17 protein-coding genes and 2 pseudogenes are annotated in these 19,444 nt (G+C 42.2%); 8 read left to right on the forward strand and 11 right to left on the reverse strand.

The window, feature by feature from the left end; all coding sequences use genetic code 11:
* Positions 1–20: 20 nt before the first annotated feature.
* The 7 genes and pseudogenes from GGR07_RS11515 to GGR07_RS13940 form a co-directional block, all read right to left on the reverse strand.
* A pseudogene (locus tag GGR07_RS11515) lies at positions 21–2,524 on the reverse strand (TraG family conjugative transposon ATPase).
* A complete protein-coding gene (locus GGR07_RS11520) occupies positions 2,521–2,847 on the reverse strand; it encodes a DUF4133 domain-containing protein (RefSeq protein ID WP_021645701.1) in 327 nt (108 codons plus the stop codon). The pseudogene GGR07_RS11515 and the gene GGR07_RS11520 overlap by 4 nt, the downstream one beginning before the upstream one ends.
* Before the next feature lie 11 nt (positions 2,848–2,858).
* The gene (locus GGR07_RS11525; RefSeq protein ID WP_034543464.1) at positions 2,859–3,155 is read right to left on the reverse strand and encodes a DUF4134 domain-containing protein; all 297 of its coding nucleotides are present in this window, start codon (positions 3,153–3,155) and stop codon (positions 2,859–2,861) included.
* Between the two features lie 167 nt (positions 3,156–3,322).
* On the reverse strand, positions 3,323–3,937 hold the full coding sequence (locus GGR07_RS11530; RefSeq protein WP_021645699.1) for a hypothetical protein: 615 nt from the start codon (positions 3,935–3,937) through the stop codon (positions 3,323–3,325).
* A gap of 1 nt (position 3,938) precedes the next feature.
* Positions 3,939–4,382: a DUF3408 domain-containing protein gene (locus tag GGR07_RS11535; RefSeq protein WP_021645698.1), complete on the reverse strand. Its 444-nt coding sequence runs from the start codon at positions 4,380–4,382 to the stop codon at positions 3,939–3,941.
* A gap of 4 nt (positions 4,383–4,386) precedes the next feature.
* Positions 4,387–5,148 carry a ParA family protein gene (locus GGR07_RS11540; RefSeq protein ID WP_034543463.1) on the reverse strand — a complete coding sequence of 254 codons (762 nt, stop codon included), beginning with the start codon at positions 5,146–5,148 and terminating at the stop codon, positions 4,387–4,389.
* Between the two features lie 2 nt (positions 5,149–5,150).
* The gene (locus GGR07_RS13940) at positions 5,151–5,450 is read right to left on the reverse strand and encodes a hypothetical protein (protein ID WP_021645696.1); all 300 of its coding nucleotides are present in this window, start codon (positions 5,448–5,450) and stop codon (positions 5,151–5,153) included.
* A gap of 358 nt (positions 5,451–5,808) precedes the next feature.
* Here GGR07_RS13940 and mobA point away from each other — a divergent pair, with 358 nt between their 5' ends.
* Genes mobA through mobC form a run of 3 tightly spaced genes read left to right on the forward strand, consistent with a single transcriptional unit; the run spans position 5,809 to position 9,499 of the window.
* A complete protein-coding gene (gene mobA, locus GGR07_RS11545; protein WP_021645694.1) occupies positions 5,809–6,246 on the forward strand; it encodes a conjugal transfer protein MobA in 438 nt (145 codons plus the stop codon).
* Positions 6,231–7,469, forward strand: a complete 1,239-nt coding sequence (mobB, locus tag GGR07_RS11550) for a conjugal transfer protein MobB (protein WP_021645693.1) — start codon at positions 6,231–6,233, stop codon at positions 7,467–7,469. Before mobA ends, mobB begins: the two co-directional genes overlap by 16 nt.
* 20 nt (positions 7,470–7,489) lie before the next feature.
* Positions 7,490–9,499 (forward strand): conjugal transfer protein MobC, encoded by a 2,010-nt coding sequence (gene mobC, locus GGR07_RS11555; RefSeq protein ID WP_021645692.1) that lies wholly within the window; start codon positions 7,490–7,492, stop codon positions 9,497–9,499.
* Between the two features lie 98 nt (positions 9,500–9,597).
* Here the strand turns inward: mobC and GGR07_RS11560 are convergent, their stop codons facing one another.
* From GGR07_RS11560 to GGR07_RS11575, 4 genes are read right to left on the reverse strand one after another with little or no spacing between them, the layout of a single operon-like run.
* A complete protein-coding gene (locus GGR07_RS11560) occupies positions 9,598–10,080 on the reverse strand; it encodes a DUF6650 family protein (RefSeq protein WP_034543449.1) in 483 nt (160 codons plus the stop codon).
* A 9-nt stretch (positions 10,081–10,089) separates the two neighbouring features.
* A complete protein-coding gene (locus GGR07_RS11565; protein WP_021645690.1) occupies positions 10,090–12,093 on the reverse strand; it encodes an ATP-binding protein in 2,004 nt (667 codons plus the stop codon).
* Positions 12,090–13,091 carry a nucleotidyl transferase AbiEii/AbiGii toxin family protein gene (locus GGR07_RS11570; protein WP_021645689.1) on the reverse strand — a complete coding sequence of 334 codons (1,002 nt, stop codon included), beginning with the start codon at positions 13,089–13,091 and terminating at the stop codon, positions 12,090–12,092. Before GGR07_RS11570 ends, GGR07_RS11565 begins: the two co-directional genes overlap by 4 nt.
* 6 nt (positions 13,092–13,097) lie before the next feature.
* Entirely contained in the window at positions 13,098–13,799 is a 702-nt protein-coding gene (locus GGR07_RS11575) for a hypothetical protein (RefSeq protein ID WP_021645688.1), read from the reverse strand.
* A gap of 205 nt (positions 13,800–14,004) precedes the next feature.
* Here GGR07_RS11575 and GGR07_RS11580 point away from each other — a divergent pair, with 205 nt between their 5' ends.
* The 5 genes and pseudogenes from GGR07_RS11580 (at position 14,005) to GGR07_RS11600 (ending at position 19,436) form a co-directional block, all read left to right on the forward strand.
* Positions 14,005–15,534: a DUF3945 domain-containing protein gene (locus GGR07_RS11580; RefSeq protein ID WP_021645687.1), complete on the forward strand. Its 1,530-nt coding sequence runs from the start codon at positions 14,005–14,007 to the stop codon at positions 15,532–15,534.
* Positions 15,531–15,719, forward strand: coding sequence for a hypothetical protein (locus GGR07_RS13945; protein ID WP_021645686.1), 189 nt, complete (start codon positions 15,531–15,533; stop codon positions 15,717–15,719). The genes GGR07_RS11580 and GGR07_RS13945 overlap by 4 nt, the downstream gene beginning before the upstream one ends.
* Positions 15,716–17,796: pseudogene (locus GGR07_RS11585) on the forward strand (type IA DNA topoisomerase). The gene GGR07_RS13945 and the pseudogene GGR07_RS11585 overlap by 4 nt, the downstream one beginning before the upstream one ends.
* Before the next feature lie 339 nt (positions 17,797–18,135).
* Positions 18,136–19,020, forward strand: coding sequence for a radical SAM protein (locus GGR07_RS11595; RefSeq protein WP_034543445.1), 885 nt, complete (start codon positions 18,136–18,138; stop codon positions 19,018–19,020).
* On the forward strand, positions 19,017–19,436 hold the full coding sequence (locus tag GGR07_RS11600) for a YwiB family protein (RefSeq protein ID WP_010803749.1): 420 nt from the start codon (positions 19,017–19,019) through the stop codon (positions 19,434–19,436). The genes GGR07_RS11595 and GGR07_RS11600 overlap by 4 nt, the downstream gene beginning before the upstream one ends.
* Positions 19,437–19,444 lie beyond the last annotated feature (8 nt).

Raw genomic sequence — 19,444 nt, forward strand, 5'->3', positions numbered from 1 at the left:
ATTTTTAAATTGTTAATTGATTATTTTTCGGGATTGCGCTTGCTTTCGGCAAGCCGTTTGATAGCCAGTTCGAGGTTGCCGCCCAACTTTTCAGACAAGGTGAAAAGTTCCATCTTTTCCGTTTCTTCCGTTGTGAACGTGTAATATTCTTCCAAACTCACTTCTGTGGCATATACGGCGGATTGTGTACCGCCTAAGCCTATCCAAACTTCCTTATATTTCCGGTTGGGATGGTTGGCAAGGTTGATGGAAAGCACCTGTGAACGTTCCTTGTCGGTCAGTCCCAAAAGGTTCTGTATGCTATCGAATTTATTAAGGTACTTCCGTTGGTCGAGCAGGATTTTACAATCCGAATTGTTTATAATACTCTCTTTTACAATGGGTGAGGAAATAATATCTTCGACCTCTTGGGTAACAACAATCGCTTCGCCGAAATACTTTCTAACCGTTTTGTAAAGGTATTTTATGTAATCCGCCATATTCGCTGATGCAATCGCTTTCCATGCTTCTTCAATTAATATTAATTTCCTGATACCCTTTAATTTACGCATCTTATTAATGAACACTTCCATGATGATAATCGTAGTAATCGGGAACAGGATTTTATGGTCTTTGATATTATCCAACTCAAAGACAATGAAACGTTTATGTAGTAAATCAAGTTCCTTGTCGGAGTTCAGCAGGTAGTCGTATTCACCGCCACGATAGTAAGGTTCTAATACATTCAGAAAGTTGTCTATATCGAAATCCTTTTCCCGGACGTTCTTTTCTTGCAGGTGCGCCCGGTAGTCATTCCTCACATACTCGTAGAACGTATTGAAGCAGGGAGTAACGGAACTGTCTTTGGTAATCAGTCCGATATAGGAGCTAACAGCGTTCGACAAAGCCACTTCTTCCGCCCGTGTGGGTGCTTCATCGTCCCTTTTCCACAGGGTCAGGATAAGCGTTTTGATACTCTCTTTCTTCTCAATGTCAAATACCCCATCCTCTACATAGAAAGGATTGAACGCTATCGGGTTTTCAGTGGTATAGGTAAAGTAAATCCCATCTTCCCCGTGCGTTTTCCGGTTTATCATTTCACACAAACCTAAATAACTGTTTCCGGTATCAACCAACAGCACATGTGCATTTTGTTCATAATACTGGCGTACCATGTGGTTGGTAAAGAATGACTTGCCGCTACCACTCGGCCCAAGTATGAACTTGTTGCGATTGGTAATGATACCCCGTTTCATGGGTAAGTCTGAAATATCAATGTGCAACGGCTTTCCCGTGACCCTATCCACCATCTTGATACCAAAGGGAGAAAGCGAACTTTTGTAGTTCGTTTCTTCGGTGAACAGGCAAAGAGCCTGTTCGATGAATGTATAGAAACTTTCTTCCGCCGGAAAGTCCGCCTGATTACCGGGTATGCCCGCCCAAAACAGGGTCGGCGTGTCGGTGGTGTTATGGCGTGGCTTGCACTCCATAAGTGCGAGCTGTGACCCCACATCATTTTTAATGTGTTTGAGTTCGTCCCGGTCATCACTCCACGCCATGATATTGCAATGGCATCGCACGGAGATAAGCCCCTGCGAATGGGCTTCGTTCAAATATTCCTCTATCCAAGACTTGTTAATCTGATTGGCACGGCTGTATTTGGAAAGGGAGTGCATATTGCGAGCCATCTTTTCAAACTGTTTCAGATTCTCCGTATGGTCGTCAATGAAGATATACTGGTTATAGATATGGTTACAGGAGAGTAGCACACCCACCGGGGAAGCGAATGACAAACGGCAGTCGCTCCGATCGGTGGATAGCTTTTCATAGCGGGTATCTGTTCCCACCTTGCCCGGCATATCTTCCGCATCCGAAAGGGTATGCAAACAAAGAATATCGTCACCGATCCGCATATCTTCGGCATTCAGTTGAATATCTTTCAGTGTGGTGGTGTCGGTCTGTGAGAGTGAAAAGTATTTCTCCACGATACCCGCCGTTTTCCTTGTTCCGGTTATCTCGTCCGAGTTCAGGCGGGTAAGGGTAATGAAACCGCTATCGTTCATAATACTTTCAAACTGCCCCACCGCTTCAAGAAACTTTGTGACCGTTTCCTTGTCCTTTATCTCTTTGGGGACAAGGAAGCCCCGGCAGAGGGTGGAAAAATTACTCTGCATCCGGCTACGTTCCTTTGTCGTTTTCGTCAGGAACAGGTAACAGGTATGGTTTAAGAACGGTCGTTCATTGAAATGCCGTTCAAAGGAACGGGAAAGGAAACTCAAATCATCCTTTTGGATGTCAGGCGTATAGTTCTCTTTGATGAACCAGTCCTGTTTATGTACGATGCTGTAATCGGGCAGCACCTTTACCGCCTTGTTCCAAGCGGAATGTATCGCTTCGTATTCGGCTGCCGTGACGGTGAACAGTTCGGGCAGTTCAACCCGGAACGCCACCGTTATGTCGGCATCTTTGGAAACGATGCACCCGTTTCCACCGTGAACAGTGGAAACTTGTTTTCCAGCGTGGTAGCTTTTAATATATTTCTCATTTCGATGCTTGTTTTAAATGGAATAATCGGGATATGGTTTTTCGGTTGATGATATGGAAAGGGTGGCTTTTGCGTGCGGACAATTTCATTAACCCGTGCGTCCCGTACTTTTCGTTTAACCGGAATGTGAGCCACACAAGCAGCGTTGCCGAAGTAACGCCGAAGATGATGCACACCCACTGGTTGATACCCACCATGTACATGATGATGAAAAGCACGAACAGGGCTAACAGCCCGCCCGCAAAAATGAAAAGATATTGACTTTTCAACCCCCGAAACTCAACTGGCTTACCTATTCCCCTGTTAATCGGATAGTCTGCCATAGTCCGTTCTTTTAGAGGAAGAATGAACGTAGGATGGTGGCAGCGACAATCAGGAAGATACACGCACCGAACCACGAAGCCGCCGTTTTACTGGTATCAGGGTCGCCCGAAGAAAATTTTCCATACACTTTTACGCCACCAATCAATCCGACAACCGCACCGATAGCGTAAATTAATTTTGTCGCCGGGTCGAAATAACTGGTTACCATGTTGGTAGCTTCTGTAATACCCGCCATGCCGTTACCCTGTGCAAAAGCGGAGGATGCAGCCCAAAGAACGGCTGCCGAAAAGAGAACTTTCTTTTTCATTATAAATACATTGATTTTTAAATTGCCGGACGGTTGGATAGTCCGCCCGGCGGAGTGATTAATAATTGAATTTTTGTGGTTGCGGGGAGTGTTCCCCATGTTCTAAAAGGTTTGCTTTTTAACCGTAATCTCTTTGTTTCATCATCTTACTTATTTAAAGTTTACCATTAAAGAAAATCGTTCATGTCAAAGGCTGCCATTTCATCATTTCCGGCAGCCGGAACAGTGACGGGTACGGGTATCTCATGCTTTTGTAAAAGTTCCGCCACCCGTGACCTGCCCCCGTTAATCTGTTCCACCAGTGAATGAAACAGGTTTGTTTCCGTCCGGCAGATGGTCTGAACGGCTTGCCGTTCCTCTCTTTCGGTCGCTTGTTCCACCTGAATGACTTGTACCATTTGCACCAGTTCCCCCAGCGTGATACCCTGTGCCATTTCCGGCTCACTGTCCCCCATGTAACAGGCGATTTCTTCCGCTTCGATTTCGTCCGGCGAAACATCCGTTTCTTCCTCTGCTTCATCGCTTTGCGGGACAAATATAGAAGCATTATCAACCCCTTTTGAAAGGTGTCCTAAGATGTCCCCGTTTGTCCTCATTTGTCCCATCCGGTAACGACTTGCACCTACAAGAGAATCACCGTTTCCTGTTTTCACAGTCGGTTTGCTTTCCGGTTGTTCCGGCTGCTTTTTCCTACCCCTAAACCATGTTCCCAAGCTATCCCGGTATCGCCATAAAAAGATGGCATAATACAGGAGTGTTCCGATAATAAACCATTTCAACATATCAGAACGGCTTTTCAAATTTGCTTTCGTACAGTTCGTTTATCTCGTCCTGAAACTGGTCGAAATGCCGGAGCAGGATATTTTCTACATAGCTGCTGACGGTTGCCTTGCGTCCGCCAATAACGGTTACTATCTTCATCAGCTTTTCGTGTGTGGTACGGCTGACATATAACGGTTGTCGGTCGGTCAAGTCCACCCGCATGAAATAGGTTGCCCGGTAATCGCCCGGAGCGTTCTTTTTCCGGCGGGCAGGTTCTTTCACGGTCTTTTCTTCCCTTGCCGTTTCCTGCTTGTCTGTTTTATCATCCGGTTTATCCGGTGTTTCTATTTCCGTTTCCATTGCCGCCGACGGCGTTTCCTGTTTCTTCACGGGCAAGCCCTGTGAAATAATCTCTTTCATAAAATCCTCGTCAATTTGCGGTTTCCCGCCGCTTTGCTTTGCCATATCGTTACAGTTTTATAAGGTATGCGATTTCGGTTATCAGTTCTTCCATGTTGCTGCCCTTTACCAGCCGTTTGTCCGCCGGGAACAGTGTAGAACGGAACACGGTTTTACGCTGTGCGTCCAGTTCCTTTTTGAATCGTTTCGTGTCCGGGATAAATACTTTCATAAGGGGTAGTTCCAATTCCCCGATAGTCTGTTCATACAGGGTGTAGAGGTCTGTTTTTTCCCGTCCATCTACCATGTTCCAAAATAGGTGCAGCCCTTTCAGCCGGCACGCTTCATTCTTTACCAGCAGTTTATGGATAGCCACCGCAAAGGAAAGGCTGCTTTCCAATACCACCCGGTCGGCGGCTATGGGGGTGAAAATATAATCCATCCCTGAAAGGGAGTTGATAACGCCCTCACTGTTCACCGTTCCGGGCAGGTCGAAAAAGACCACATCATAATCCGACCCGGCAGACGCAAGAAATTCATCCGCCGTTTTTATCGCTTCGTCCGGTGAACTGCAAAGCACCGGGTACGCTTTCTTTCCCAGTGTCTTGAACTGGTGAAAGGCAAGCTGTTTGTAATACTCATCCCCGTTCACCTGTTCGGCATCCCGTTTGCGCATGGCGGAAATGGAATGTTGCGGGTAGTCGCAATCCACGACCGCCACGTTATGCCCTTTCAGGTAATACAGGTAACTTGCCACCAAGACGGTGAACGTTGTTTTGCCGACCCCGCCCTTTTGGGTGGAGAAAGCTACATACAAGGTTTCTTTCTTCATTGTCATTTTGAATTATTGTGATACATCTTTATTTCATTACGTCCGTACAGATTGCCGGATGGTTTTCTTTCGTTCCATGTTGAAAGCACGAAAGCTGGAAAGATTGTTTCCTTTCTGCAAAGACAGCTTGTTTTCCTTGCAGACAGTTTGTTTTCCCGATTGAATGACTGTTTCCTTTCAATCATTCCATCCGGTTTGTTTTCTTGCTCTCCTGAAAGATTGCAATCTTGAAATCTTGTTTTCAAGTTTTCAAATCCGCTTTCTTTCCGTCCGCTTTCCATTACATATTTCCATCTATCCATATTGCTTTCTTTCTTAAATCCGGGACAAATAAACGTAGAAAAACAACCCCTTTTGAAAGGTGTCCTCAAATGTCCCCGTTTGTCTTCACTTGTCCTATAACTTGCTATTTCACAGTATTTTTAATACCCGTTACTTTGCAACCGAAAGGTATCGGTCAGGCTAACCAAGCCCCCGAAACCGGGAGCGTTCCAATCTCCGCTAACCCCAATCCATCGGTAGATGGATTTTTATTTGCACTGGCAAATAGCAAGGTGTGTTCTAAGCAGCTTGAAATTCTTTCAGCAGCTTTGAACGCCTTGCCCGGACGAAGCCGGGACATGGGTCACTCCGAAGTCGTAACCCTTTAAAAAAAGAAGCATGAAACAGAAAAATGAAAATGCGTCCCGTCCGGGTGGCGCAGGACGAAAGCCCAAAGCAGACCCGGCAGTGTTCAGGTACTCTATCAGCTTCAATGCGATAGACCACGCCCGCTTTTTGGCATTGTTCGACCAGTCGGGTATGCGCACGAAAGCGCATTTTATCACCGCCCGCATCTTCGGCGAACCGTTCAAGGTGATAAAAATCGACAAGGCGGCAGTCGAATATTATATCCGGCTGACCGCTTTATATTCCCAGTACAGGGGTATCGCCGTGAATTATAATCAGGTGGTAAAGGCTCTCAATACCAATTTTTCAGAGAAGAAAGCACTCGCATTTCTCTATAAACTGGAAAAGGCAACGATGGAACTTGCCGACCTGAACCGCCAAATTATTGAACTGACCCGTGAATTTGAAACAAGATGGTTGCAAAGATAAGCGTAGGCAGTTCCCTGTTCGGTGCGCTTTCCTACAACCAAAACAAGGTGGACGAAGAACAGGGAAAGGTACTTTTAAGTAACCGGATGTTCGAGAGCGAGGATGGAAATTTCAGCATCCGGCGTTGTATGGAATGTTTCGATATGCACCTGCCCGCAGACCTGAAAACGGAAAAACCGATTATCCATATCTCCCTGAACCCGCATCCGGACGATGTACTTTCCGATAGCCAGCTTGGGGACATCGCTAAAGAGTATATGGATAAGTTGGGGTACGGCAACCAGCCGTATATGGTGTACAAGCACGAAGATATTGCAAGGCATCATATACATATAGTTTCCATCCGGGTGGATGATATGGGCAAAAAGATAAATGACAAGTTCGAGCATATCCGCAGCAAACAAATCACCTGTGAACTGGAACAGAAGTATGGTCTGCATCCGGCAGAGAAGAGACAAGCAACCGAACGCCCCGAACTTAAAAAGGTGGATTACCGGGCAGGGGACGTAAAGCACCAGTTATCCAATACGGTGAAAGCCCTTGTGAGCAGTTACTGCTTTCAAAGTTTTACCGAGTACAAAGCCCTGCTATCTATATATAATGTACAAGCGGAGGAAGTGAAAGGGGAAGTGAACGAAAAACCCTATAACGGCATTGTCTATTCGGCAACCAATGACAAAGGGGAGAAACAGGGAAACCCGTTCAAATCTTCCTCTTTGGGAAAGTCGGTAGGTTACGAAGCCATCCAAAGGCACATCAAGAAATCCGCAAAGGACATTCAGGACAAGAACCTGAAAGAGCGTACCCGCCGGACGGTCGGCGCAGTGATGAAATCCGCCCGCAATCGGGAACGGTTTATTACGAACTTGAAAGGGAAAGGCATAGATGTACTGTTCCGGCAGAACGATACGGGCAGGATATACGGTGTAACATTCATCGACCATGAAAACCGTACCGCCCTGAACGGGTCACGGTTGGGAAAAGACTTTTCCGCCAATGTGTTCAACGACCTGTTTACTGGCTCCCGCAGTTTGACGGGAAACAGTAAACAGGAAACGCAGGAACACGTACCGGAATTTAACCCGACCGGACACTTTTCAAATACAGACAAAGCCATTGCGGGACTGTTCAGCCTGTTTTCCGGTGGTGACGATACGCCACCCGACAACCGACAAGTTCCACCACCCCAAAAGAAAAAGAAGAAGAAACAAAAACGTATTTAGTAATCCTAAAAATTTCAATTATGCAGAATGAAGATGATTTAAGGGGACTTGCAAAGGTCATGGACTTTATGCGGGCAATCAGTATTTTATTTGTAGTGATAAACATTTACTGGTTTTGTTACCAGTCGTTCCGGGAGTGGGGTATTAATATCGGGGTAGTCGATAAAATCCTGCTGAACTTCCAGCGTACCGCCGGGCTGTTCTCCAATATCCTGTACACCAAACTTTTTTCGGTGGTGTTCCTTGCGCTTTCCTGTTTGGGTACAAAAGGAGTGAAAGAGGAAAAAATCACATGGAATAAGATTTATGTGTTCCTGACAATCGGTTTTATCCTGTTTTTCCTGAATTGGTGGCTGTTGGTTATGCCGTTGCCACTGGCGGCAAACACGGCATTGTATATCTTTACCATGACAGCCGGGTATCTTTCCCTGTTGGCTGCCGGAGTATGGATTTCCCGCCTGTTGAAAAATAACCTGATGGATGACGTGTTTAATACCGAGAATGAAAGCTTTGCACAGGAAACACGCTTGATAGAAAACGAGTATTCCATCAACCTGCCGACACGGTTCTACTACAAAAAGAAATGGAATGACGGATGGATAAACGTTGTAAACCCGTTCAGGGCAAGCATGGTTTTAGGCACACCCGGTTCGGGAAAATCGTATGCGATAGTCAATAATTACATAAAACAGCAAATCGAAAAAGGCTTTGCTGTTTATATTTATGACTACAAATTTCCTGACCTTTCGGAGATAGCTTACAATCACTTAATCAGTCATTTAGACGGGTATAAGGTGAAGCCTAAATTCTACATGATTAACTTTGACGACCCACGTAAAAGCCACCGATGCAACCCGATAAATCCGGCGTTTATGACGGACATATCAGACGCATACGAAGCCAGTTATACAATCATGTTAAATTTGAACCGCAGTTGGATAACCAAGCAGGGAGATTTCTTTGTGGAAAGCCCGATTATCCTGCTCGCTTCTATAATATGGTTTTTGAAAATCTATCAGGGTGGCAAGTATTGTACATTTCCGCACGCCATTGAATTTCTGAACAAGAAATATGCCGATACGTTCACAATTTTAACCAGTTATCCCGAACTGGAAAACTACCTTTCACCGTTCATGGACGCATGGGAATCGAATGCGCAAGACCAGTTGCAGGGGCAGCTTGCAAGTGCTAAAATCCCGCTTTCAAGGATGATTTCACCCGCCTTATATTGGGTAATGACAGGTGATGATTTTTCACTGGATATAAACAACCCGAAAGAACCTAAGATATTGGTAGTAGGCAACAATCCCGACCGCCAAAATATCTATTCCTGTGCTTTGGGACTGTATAATTCCCGTATCGTGAAACTGATAAACAAGAAGCACCAACTCAAAAGTTCCGTGATAATTGACGAGTTGCCGACAGTATATCTTCGGGGACTGGATAACCTGATAGCAACGGCACGAAGCAACAAGGTTGCGGTCTGTTTGGGCTTTCAGGATTTCAGCCAGTTACGCCGGGATTATGGGGACAGGGAAAGCAAAGTAATTGAAAATACAGTGGGTAATATCTTTTCCGGTCAGGTGGTTTCTGAAACGGCAAAAACGCTTTCAGACCGTTTCGGAAAGGTACTGCAAAAACGGCAAAGCATGACTATTAACCGGAATGACAAATCAACCTCTATCAGCACGCAGATGGATAGCCTGATACCACCCAGTAAAATATCCAATCTCACACAGGGTATGTTCGTGGGGGCAGTCAGTGACAACTTCGATGAACGCATCGAGCAAAAAATATTCCATGCGGAAATTGTGGTGGATAACGAGAAAGTGAAGCGGGAAACAGCCAGTTACAAGAAACTGCCCCAAATAATAGATTTCCGGGACGAGGACGGGAACGACCGGATGCAGGAAGAAATACAGGCAAATTACAACCGGGTCAAGCAGGAAGTCCAGCAGATTGTAGAGGATGAAATCACCCGTATAAAAAATGACCCTGAATTACGGTATTTGATAAAGGATGAGAACTAAAATATATACCCCAATTTTCCAACTAATAACTGGAAAACTGGGGTACTTTTAGTATGTTGATTATTTCTGCAACTGATGATTGTAGATTATGTCAAACTTTATTCCTCTTTATTAGGAAGAATTGAAGCTAATTCCTCTTCCACATTAATTCCATAAGTAACCGCTATTTGAGCTATCATAATTCCAAATGTACCTCTTAACTCACCTAAAGCTGAATTGAATTTCCAGCTACTTATACAATCGTAATTATTTATATATAAACGAACATCTTTATCCTTGTCTGAAAATTGATTTAAGAATTTCCGGGAGGCTTTTCGCATTGCGCTAACAAACCCATAAAGTTGAGTATCAGGCGAAATTTCCTGAATTTTATCTGTCAAATAATGCCTAATTTCAATAATAGAGCGAACACAATGGTCGGGACACTCTTGTTCATATAGATTATATAATACTCTTCTATCCTCTAAAAAGCGAATGATTCTATTTGCTTTCGTTCGGTCAATTTCGGTTGGATTCCATGATATGCCAAAAAATGGACAACTAATCCCAGTAAGACGTTCTCTTATATCTGTAAAGTTCATATCGGTTATTTACCAAGTTTCTAATTTCCTGACATTATCCACTATTCTATCTGCTGCCACACGATTATTAGCATATATTTTTATTTCTTCTTCAATCGTTTTTTTGTCGAAGTCTAATTTATCCAATAAAAAGTTATGCTTTATTTCAAAAAGTTGAAATATATCATCCCAAGTCATTGCATAAATCTCAAATTGCTCTTTGATATGGACTAAAAATCTTTTATTTTTATCTTGAAACGCTTTATATTGGTCTTTTATAAAGTCATCCACTTTATTACTTACAACAAAAAATTTCCATGAACGCATTTGACTATTAAAACGTTCTTCCCCTTTTATCAAATCTAAATAGTCTTCAATTTGTCGGAATTGTTTTTTTCCAATCGTAACAGTCGGTCGTTTTAATTCGACGATTACATTTTCTTCCAACATATTTGAAAAATCAGTTGTATCAGCTACCTTATGCTTTCTACACATAAAAATATCGGGTCGCCTATTATGTTCAGGAGAATTAATTTGTTCTTTCTTTTCTTCTCCATCCAGTACATACAGATAATTGGATAATGCTTTTTCAAATGTTTCATCCGCTGAAACTAAGTGAAATTGTTCTCCAAAAAGCCAATAATTATCTTCTATTGCTAATTGGATATGCTCTCGTTCAGTAGAAAACTTCTTTAAGTCAAAAACAAGATTCCTTAATTGCTCAACAACCTCACACCTGTTTTTTATCATTTTTATTGTCCGCAATATGCGGCTTAATGAAGTTGTTCTTAATGTTTGGGCTAACTGTACTCTTTCTTCTGTTGAGATAGAAACAATACTATTCAATATCGAGAGTATATTTTCTCTTTCGTCTGTATCTAAAAGAAGATTCAAAAAACCAACGCAAGTTTGCGATTGTTCTCTCTTGAGCCCTTTAAAAATTTTAGGCTGTATGCAATAGATCTCTTTGATTACATTAAGTAAATCTTGTTTGCGTTCTTTTTCATATTTATTATCTCTGAATACAGGTAATATGCCGTTCCTGTCATAATCTGCGATTAATTTATTGGCGGCATCTTCTTTTACAAATCTTTTTTCTCTTTCCCTTAATAAAGTAAGAAGTCTCTTTTTTAGGATTTTATATGTTTCATCAGATTGGTTTTTTACTCCGTCCAATCTTGGATAAGGTTTTTCTTCAAAAATAAAATTGTCAAAATAGGGGGAAACTATGTACAAACTATGAAAGAAGTTAATTGCATTGTTATTAAATGATGTCAGTTCCTTACCTAATTCAAATTTATCACTTTTCAAATAATAGTAATAAAATTTATCTCCGATGTTCTTTTCCCATCTAATATAGGAGATTTCAAAATCATAATCAGAAATTGTTTCATTAATAGTTTCGGATTCTGCAATTAAATATTCATAATCAATTGCATTCCCATTCATGGTTAGTGTATAACCTTTCTCTTTATTCAGATACAAAAACCAACCAAATTCCTGTGCAAGAAATTCACTAAAAGATGGAGCATAAAAATGTCCGGCTGAAAAATCTTTTAAATCATGGAAAAACACGTCTGTACCAGTAGTTCCAGATGTTATCTTTTGCTTGTTATCAGTTTCGTAATGGTCTTTATCCCCTGCACTGATTGTTATTTCATATTGGAGAATTGAATCATCTTCCGCTTTATATCGTGTTTTCCAAATAGCTTTGGAACAAAAATTAATAAAAGAAAAACGTCCTTTTCCTTTTTTCCCTCTAACATCAGAAGTTCTTTGATACGATTGTTGTTTCTGTGAATCAAGAAATGCTCCAAAGGTTGATGCAATCGTAGATAAGTTTATACCCTCTCCATTATCTGATATGACAAAATAGGAAATATGTCCTAATTCGTTGGCTTCAAACTGAATATCAACATTGGATGCTTTAGCATCAAAACTATTCCAAATATATTCCGCAATAGCTAACCTATAATCGGATGGGATTCCGGCATTATCAATGCTCTTATCACTTGTTGTAACTTTGCTTCTCATATTTTATTTTTTCTAAAAATTTCAAATTTGATTAATCTTCCATGTATGCTTTCCACTGTGCTAATAGCTTTTTCTATTGATGGCATTTTTTGTTTGTCGAAAGCCAGTTTCTTCAAATCGGAAGTGTACGCCACCATAATTTCAGGCTTTGCCATCATTTCTTTTGCTGACTTAAAAATAGGAGCATCAGCCAGCGATAAATGCGACTTAGAATTTTTGTTCAGCCCATCTTCAACCGTTACCCAGTACATGGCTTCCAAAAATTCCTCCGATTGCAAATACTGGTTATATTCAGAAGTGTGGAACAACTGGCATAAATCGTAAATATCTCGGATATGCTTTGCCAGTAAATTTACAGCATCTTCGTTGTAAGACAATTTGACAAGTCTTGAAATTTTATCGCAGATGGTTTTTCTTGGATTGATACATTGTATCTTGAAACCATCCAGTTCATATTCCTGAATCAAATCCTGTCGTTCTATATTTTCCAAAAAAGCGGTGATAATTGCTTTGATAATACCAGTATCAGCCGGATAATACATTTGCTTTTTATCGGATAAATCACAGGATTTTATTTCTACTTCCAAATTTTCTTTCAGTCCAACACCCTTAAAAACATTCTCATAAGAAAAAAGCAATTTACGGAAGTTTCCACCTGTTTCGGATAATTCTTCACGGTATATGCTAGCGTTTTGTTCTATTATGAATTTGGATAGCTTCTTATTCAATGTTTTTTCCGCTTGTTTGGATGCTGCTGTATTTCCGGTAAAAACGAACAAATCCAAATCTTCCGAAAAGCGTTCTATCAAGCCATAAGCTTTTGATAAAGATGTTCCACCTTTGAAGAATACCTTTTCCTTATATTCGGACAAAGCAATCTCTTTGAGTATTTTGCATACCCAATAATCCTTTTCTATATGTGACTGTTCGTAACCGAAATGGTCTGCTGCCAATGCGATTAACTCTTTGAATATTTCTTTATCCGAATGTAAATCCATACAGTATTACGTTGTTTTATAATTCAAATTAAACCTTGTGGTAGGTAGAACGGTATTAGCAATTTTCCGCTGCAAGTCGTACTGCCCCATCTCACCCAGTATATCCGCTACTATCTTTCGTACACGAGGTGGGTAATCTTTCGCCAAAGATACTACTTTTATAAGTTCCTGTATTGAAAAGCTATTGAAATATTGGTTCTTAATACGCTCATATATATCTTTTTGCGTGCTTCCGGGAATATGTTTTATATCTTTGACGGCATCCAATAACCGCAAATAAGGGATATTCGTTTCATCGTGGTAGGCAGCAGTATAGGATTTTACACATTCCACATCCAAATTCTTAAACCGAAAGCGACGTACAGGATTGAGGGTTGCCACCGTAATGGTAGTTGCCACTTGTTCGGTCAACCCCATTTTATTATAAATATATGCTCCAGTGATATAGCCATCCAGTTTTTGGGTAATATAGCGGAATTGTTCATCCTGATATACCGGTAATGTTCCTAATCCCAAAGCCGATTTACGAGGACGGAAATAAGCCCCTTTCTCAACCCGCATCAGTATGCCTTTTTTACTCTGTTCCGAAAGGAAGACAGCCACATTCGCCAATTTGTCATTGGGAAATGATAAATCCCGGAATGTAAATATACGTCCGACATCTATTTGCTCAATTTGCTGCAATATTTCTTTTCTAAATGAAGTCATAGCTTTTATTTTTCTGCAAAGTTAATATATTATGTTTTTACATGCAAATACATAACAAATAATTCACTAAAAATATTTTATACGAGACAAATGAAGCCAAACGGGGACTAATGAAGCCACCTGTTCCCAAATCCTTAAATATACTCTATTTCATCCGTACTTTTACTTCCGAAAATTTTATTTATTCACTAAAATTCAAAACATTATGGATGTAAACACAGCCAACAAATCCACCACTGACGAACAGATGATGGATATTCTTCTTGTACTGGATAAGGAGAAAAAGACAATCAGCGCAGTGAAAGGCGTGGATGAAAACGGGGAACTCCAAACCGTACCGCCGGAAAACAACAGCGAACTTCTGAAATTCGACCGTCACGGCGATTTCTTTTCCAACTTCTTTTCCAACATGATGAACCAGTTGAAGAACCCGACCCGCTTCAACTTCTTTAAAATCCCCAAAATTGAACTTCCCAAGATTACACCGATAATCAGGGACAACTTCGACCATCCGACCGCCAAGAATGAAGCGGAGATAGAACGTTACCGGGTAACACCCGAAACGCTGAAACAGGGGGTGAAGAACGAACAACCGAACCAAACACAGCAGCAGGTACGGCAACCGCAGCAGGAAGCAACGGCACAAGCACCGCAGCAACCTGACAAAAGCAAGTATGTTATCGACCCTGACAAGGTGGACTGGGAAGCCCTGAAAAACTTCGGGCTTTCCAAAGAACAGCTTGAAAAGGCAAAGGCTTTAGAACCCATGCTAAGGGGGTACAAGTCACCCGGTGCGTTCTCCATCGCAGGAAACTACAATTCCGCCATTATGAAACTGGATGCACGCCTGTCTTTCCGGCATGACAAAGACGGGAATGTGGTTTTGGCGATACACGGCATCCGCCAAAAGCCGGAACTTGAACGTCCGTTCTTCGGGCATGAATTTTCCAAAGAGGATAAAGCCAATCTTCTTGAAACGGGCAATATGGGACGCATAGTAAACCTGAAAAACTATATCACGGGAGAAATGATACCCTCTTTCGTCAGCGTGGATAAGGTAACGAACGAACTGGTTTCCATGCGTGCAAGCAGCGTCCAAATCCCCGATGAAATAAAGGGTGTCAAACTTAGTAAGGAACAGCAGCAAGCCTTACGGGAGGGAAAGGGTGTATTCCTTGAAAACATGATTTCCAACCGTAAAAATCCCTTTTCCGCAACTGTTCAGGTCAATGCCGACAAGAAAAGTCTGGAATTTATCTATCCCAATGCCAAACAGTCACAGGAGCAACGACAGAAACAGGAACAGCCGAACAACCTTGTCACCAGTGACGGTGTAACCATCCCCAAGAGCATTTCAGGAATAGAGCTATCCCGCCAGCAACAGCAGGATTTAGTCAATGACAAAACCATCTTTGTTGCCGGGCTGAAAGACAAGAGAGGGGTCGAATACGATGCTTACATTCAGGTGAACCACGACAAGAAGAAACTCGGCTTTTACAGTGACAACCCCAGTTTTGACCGTTCAGCTGTGAAAGAGATTACCCCCGCCAGCAAGAACAGCACACAGGTAGCGGTCAATTCGGAGGGCAAGACCAACGAAGCCACCAAGAAAGTGAAAGAACCTTTGAAAAAGGGGCAGGACAAGCCCACTGAAAAACAGAAAACCAAGCAGGATAAAAAGGAGAAGCAGGAGCAGATGGACAAACCAAAACAAAGCAGGGGACGCAAAAGATGATAGCGGTATTAATCCTTATCCCGGTTATCGGTTTTGTGTTGTTTCTCTTAGCCTGTTACAAAACGAACTGGAAAGCCATAGACGAGCAGAACCGACAATTTTATGTAGATGGTTATCACATCTACTATGACCGGAAAATCCTAAGACAAAAAGAAGTGGAACAATTAAAATCGAAATTAGAATGATTGCAGTAATCGGAGAAAAACCAAGCGTGGCAAGGGACATTGCCCGCATTTTAGGAGCGAGTGAAAAACAGGATGGCTACCTTTCAGGTAACGGGTATCTCGTTACCTGGACGTTCGGCCATCTTGTAGGATTGGCAATGCCGGAAGCCTACGGCATACAGAGTTTCCGCCGGGAAAGCCTGCCCATCATCCCGGAGAGTTTTCAACTTACACCCCGGCAAGTGAAAGCGGATAAGGGGTACAAGGCTGACCCCGGAGCGTTGAAACAGCTAAAGGTAATCAAAGAGGTATTCAGCCAGTCGGACAAGATAATAGTCGCTACGGATGCAGGAAGAGAGGGGGAACTTATCTTCCGCTACATCTACCAGTATATCGGATGCAACAAGCCCTTTGTCCGCTTATGGATAAGCAGCCTTACGGACAAGGCAATCCGTGAGGGACTGCAAAACTTGAAAGCCGGTAGCCTGTATGATAACCTTTTCCTTTCGGCACAGGCACGCAGCGAAGCGGATTATTTGATAGGGATTAATGGTACACAGGCTTTAAGCGTGGCAGCCGGACAAGGAATATTCTCTTTGGGACGGGTACAGTCGCCCACATTGGCTATGATATGCACCCGCTTTTTGGAAAACAAGAACTTTGTCCCGCAAAAGTATTGGCAACTGAAATTACAGTCGGCAAAAGACAATATCTCTTTTTCTGCCCTATCCGTAGAAAAATACGATGCACAGCAGACCGCCATCGACACACTGCAAAGGATAAAGGAAGCGGAAACGGTACGGGTGAAATCCGTAGAGCGTAAGGAAGTGAACCAAGAACCGCCCTTGCTGTATGACTTGACTTCACTTCAAAAAGAAGCAAATACCAAACTAAATTTTCCGCAGACAAAACCCTATCCATCGCACAAAAGTTATACGATGGTAAGCTAATCAGCTACCCCCGAACCGGAAGCCGTTACATTTCGCAGGACGTGTTCGAGGAAATCCCGGAACGTCTTGTTGATTTGGAACAGTACGCCCGTTTTGCCGGATATGCTGCCGGGATGAAAGGCAAAGCCTTAAATTCCCATTCCGTGAACGATGGCAAGGTAACCGACCATCACGCTTTGATAGTAACGGAAAATCTGCCCGGCAAGATGGAAACGGACGAACAGGCAATCTATGAACTGATAGCCGGGCGGATGCTGGAAGCCTTTTCAGAAAAATGCGTCAAAGACGTTACCAGTGTAACGCTGGAATGTGCAGGGTCACTTTTCACGGTCAAGGGGTCTGTAATCAAGTCCGCCGGATGGCGTGCCGTATTCGGCGAGAAAGAGGACGGGGAAGATAACGCCACTTTGCCAGCCATGCAGGACGGAGATAGTTTGCCGCTTTCCGGCATTGAATTGTTGGAGAAACAGACCAAGCCCAAACCGTTACACACGGAAAGCAGTTTGCTTTCTTCAATGGAAACGGCAGGCAAGGAACTGGAAAACGCAGAACTGAAAGCCAGCATGAAAGATACGGGTATCGGCACACCCGCAACACGGGCAGCCATCATCGAGACGCTGTTTTCCCGCCAGTATATCGTCCGGGAGAAAAAGAACCTTGTCCCGACCGAAAAGGGGCTTGCCGTTTACAACATCATACGGGACAAGAAGATAGCGGATGTTGAAATGACGGGAATGTGGGAAAATACGCTTGCCAAAATAGAAAGCGGAGAAATGAATCCCGACACGTTTCGTAAAGGTATCGAAGTGTATGCACGGCAAATCACGGCTGAACTTTTGGACGTTCAGCATTCTTTCGCTTCGGGTAGTGGTTGTATCTGCCCGAAATGCAAGACCGGACGCATCCTTTTCTATCCGAAAGTCGCCAAATGTTCCAATGTGGATTGTTCCGTTACCATCTTCCGCAACAAGAGCGACAAGCAACTGACGGACAAACAGATTACCGAACTGGTGAGTACCGGGAAAACCGGACTAATCAAAGGGTTCAAGAACAGGGACGGTAAAGTCTTTGACGCTTCACTTGCCTTTGACGGGCAGTTCAATGTTACTTTCGTGTTTCCTGAAAAGAAAGGCAAACCGAAGAAATAGAATGGAAATCGTTATATTTGCCACAGAAAGTTTCATTATAGATAGATTTATAATTGAAATTTTTGTGGTTGAAGCACCCGGAGGGACACCGGGTGCTTTTTATAAATCTCCTCTACATCACCCTATAAATATACCATTCCCATCTTTTTTTATTTTTTTTTCGCACGTAACTATCTGATACGCAAAAATAGTTACCCCTTTGTAACTGCCTAACGTTTAAGTAACTTCTTTTTTTATACTAAGTATATTTATAACTTTGCCATCGAAAAAGAAACTAAATAACAGTTGATATTCTACTGTTTTTGGTCATTGTTTACATAAATAAAAGGAGAAATAATTATGCATTACACAGGAACTATTTGGAGACCGCCTTATGAGGCATACTCCCTTTTAATTCAAGTTACAGCAGGATGTACTCACCATTCATGCAAGTTCTGTACTCTTTATGAAGACTTGCCTTTCAAGTTTCGAATGTCACCGTTCGAAGAAGTTAAATCAGATTTGAAAGAAGCTAATCACTACTATAAAGATGCAGACAGAGTATTCTTTACAGGAGCTAATCCTTTTGTACTTAGTGTGGATAAACTCAAAACATTGGCGAAGATGGTACATGAATATTTTCCAAACTGTCAGAGCATCGGTTGTTTTGCAAGAATAACTGATGTTAGCCAAAAATCCGTCAAAGATTTGCAAGAGTTGAAAGACCTCGGTTATGATGGAATTACGTTTGGAATTGAAACGGGAGATGATGAAGCACTTGTTTTTATGAAAAAGGGATATTTGTCTAAAGATATTATCGAACAATGCAAAAAGTTAGAAGAGGTGGATATGAGCTACAATTTCTTTTACTTGACTGGCATTTCCGGTTCAGGGAGAGGGGAAATTGGCGCAAAGGCAACTGCGGAAATCTTCAACCAACTTCACCCACAAATCATAGATGCTTCCATGCTAACCATCTATCCAACCTCTCAGCTATTTCAAGAAATTCAAGCAGGAAATTGGAAAGAGGAAACAGAGATTGAAAAATTGCAGGAGTTAAAAACACTGATTCAGAACTTGACGGTAAATGCAAGGTTTGCTACTGATGGAGCTTCTAACTTAATCCAAGTCTGTGGTAACTTAAAAACAGATAAGCAAAAGATGGTTCATTTTTTGGAGCAACAAATTCATAATCAAGATGAATCTTATTTGCGGCAATATCGTGAGAACTTGCCTCATTTATGAAAAAGGATGTTAGAATAATCGTTCAAAATATTCAACGGTATGACGACTATACGGATAAAATAGTAACTAATGCCATTGGAAACTATTCACGTTCCGGTAGTAGTCATTCTGTTTTATACCGAGAATTATGTGCAGGAGGACATGTTGTTGAAAACCGACTAATAATCAACCCGGAAAAAGCTAATTTATATCGTACAGGGTCGATTTTTACTGAAATGTCTTTCTTAAATGGGGAATTAACGGAATCGGATTATATCACCGCTGATGGAGATATTAATATAAAAGTAAGGACATTGCTTTATCAGCTTAAAATATATGATGACCGCATTCGTGTTGAATTGAATTATGATTTATTTCTTAATGACAAGTTTACGTCTAATAATGCTCTTATTATAAGTATTAGAGATATTGCATAAAAGAATAA

The sequence above is a fragment of the Bacteroides pyogenes genome (assembly GCF_014196225.1).
GTDB classification, from domain to species: Bacteria; Bacteroidota; Bacteroidia; order Bacteroidales; family Bacteroidaceae; genus Bacteroides; species Bacteroides pyogenes_A.

Bases quoted from the DNA above. Each gene is read 5' to 3' on its own strand.
- GGR07_RS11520 (WP_021645701.1), bottom strand. From the start codon at position 2,847: ATGGCAGACTATCCGATTAACAGGGGAATAGGTAAGCCAGTTGAGTTT.
- GGR07_RS11525 (WP_034543464.1), bottom strand. From the start codon at position 3,155: ATGAAAAAGAAAGTTCTCTTTTCGGCAGCCGTTCTTTGGGCTGCATCC.
- GGR07_RS11530 (WP_021645699.1), bottom strand. From the start codon at position 3,937: ATGTTGAAATGGTTTATTATCGGAACACTCCTGTATTATGCCATCTTT.
- GGR07_RS11535 (WP_021645698.1), bottom strand. From the start codon at position 4,382: ATGGCAAAGCAAAGCGGCGGGAAACCGCAAATTGACGAGGATTTTATG.
- GGR07_RS11540 (WP_034543463.1), bottom strand. From the start codon at position 5,148: ATGAAGAAAGAAACCTTGTATGTAGCTTTCTCCACCCAAAAGGGCGGG.
- GGR07_RS13940 (WP_021645696.1), bottom strand. From the start codon at position 5,450: ATGGATAGATGGAAATATGTAATGGAAAGCGGACGGAAAGAAAGCGGA.
- mobA (WP_021645694.1), top strand. From the start codon at position 5,809: ATGAAACAGAAAAATGAAAATGCGTCCCGTCCGGGTGGCGCAGGACGA.
- mobB (WP_021645693.1), top strand. From the start codon at position 6,231: ATGGTTGCAAAGATAAGCGTAGGCAGTTCCCTGTTCGGTGCGCTTTCC.
- mobC (WP_021645692.1), top strand. From the start codon at position 7,490: ATGCAGAATGAAGATGATTTAAGGGGACTTGCAAAGGTCATGGACTTT.
- GGR07_RS11560 (WP_034543449.1), bottom strand. From the start codon at position 10,080: ATGAACTTTACAGATATAAGAGAACGTCTTACTGGGATTAGTTGTCCA.
- GGR07_RS11565 (WP_021645690.1), bottom strand. From the start codon at position 12,093: ATGAGAAGCAAAGTTACAACAAGTGATAAGAGCATTGATAATGCCGGA.
- GGR07_RS11570 (WP_021645689.1), bottom strand. From the start codon at position 13,091: ATGGATTTACATTCGGATAAAGAAATATTCAAAGAGTTAATCGCATTG.
- GGR07_RS11575 (WP_021645688.1), bottom strand. From the start codon at position 13,799: ATGACTTCATTTAGAAAAGAAATATTGCAGCAAATTGAGCAAATAGAT.
- GGR07_RS11580 (WP_021645687.1), top strand. From the start codon at position 14,005: ATGGATGTAAACACAGCCAACAAATCCACCACTGACGAACAGATGATG.
- GGR07_RS13945 (WP_021645686.1), top strand. From the start codon at position 15,531: ATGATAGCGGTATTAATCCTTATCCCGGTTATCGGTTTTGTGTTGTTT.
- GGR07_RS11595 (WP_034543445.1), top strand. From the start codon at position 18,136: ATGCATTACACAGGAACTATTTGGAGACCGCCTTATGAGGCATACTCC.
- GGR07_RS11600 (WP_010803749.1), top strand. From the start codon at position 19,017: ATGAAAAAGGATGTTAGAATAATCGTTCAAAATATTCAACGGTATGAC.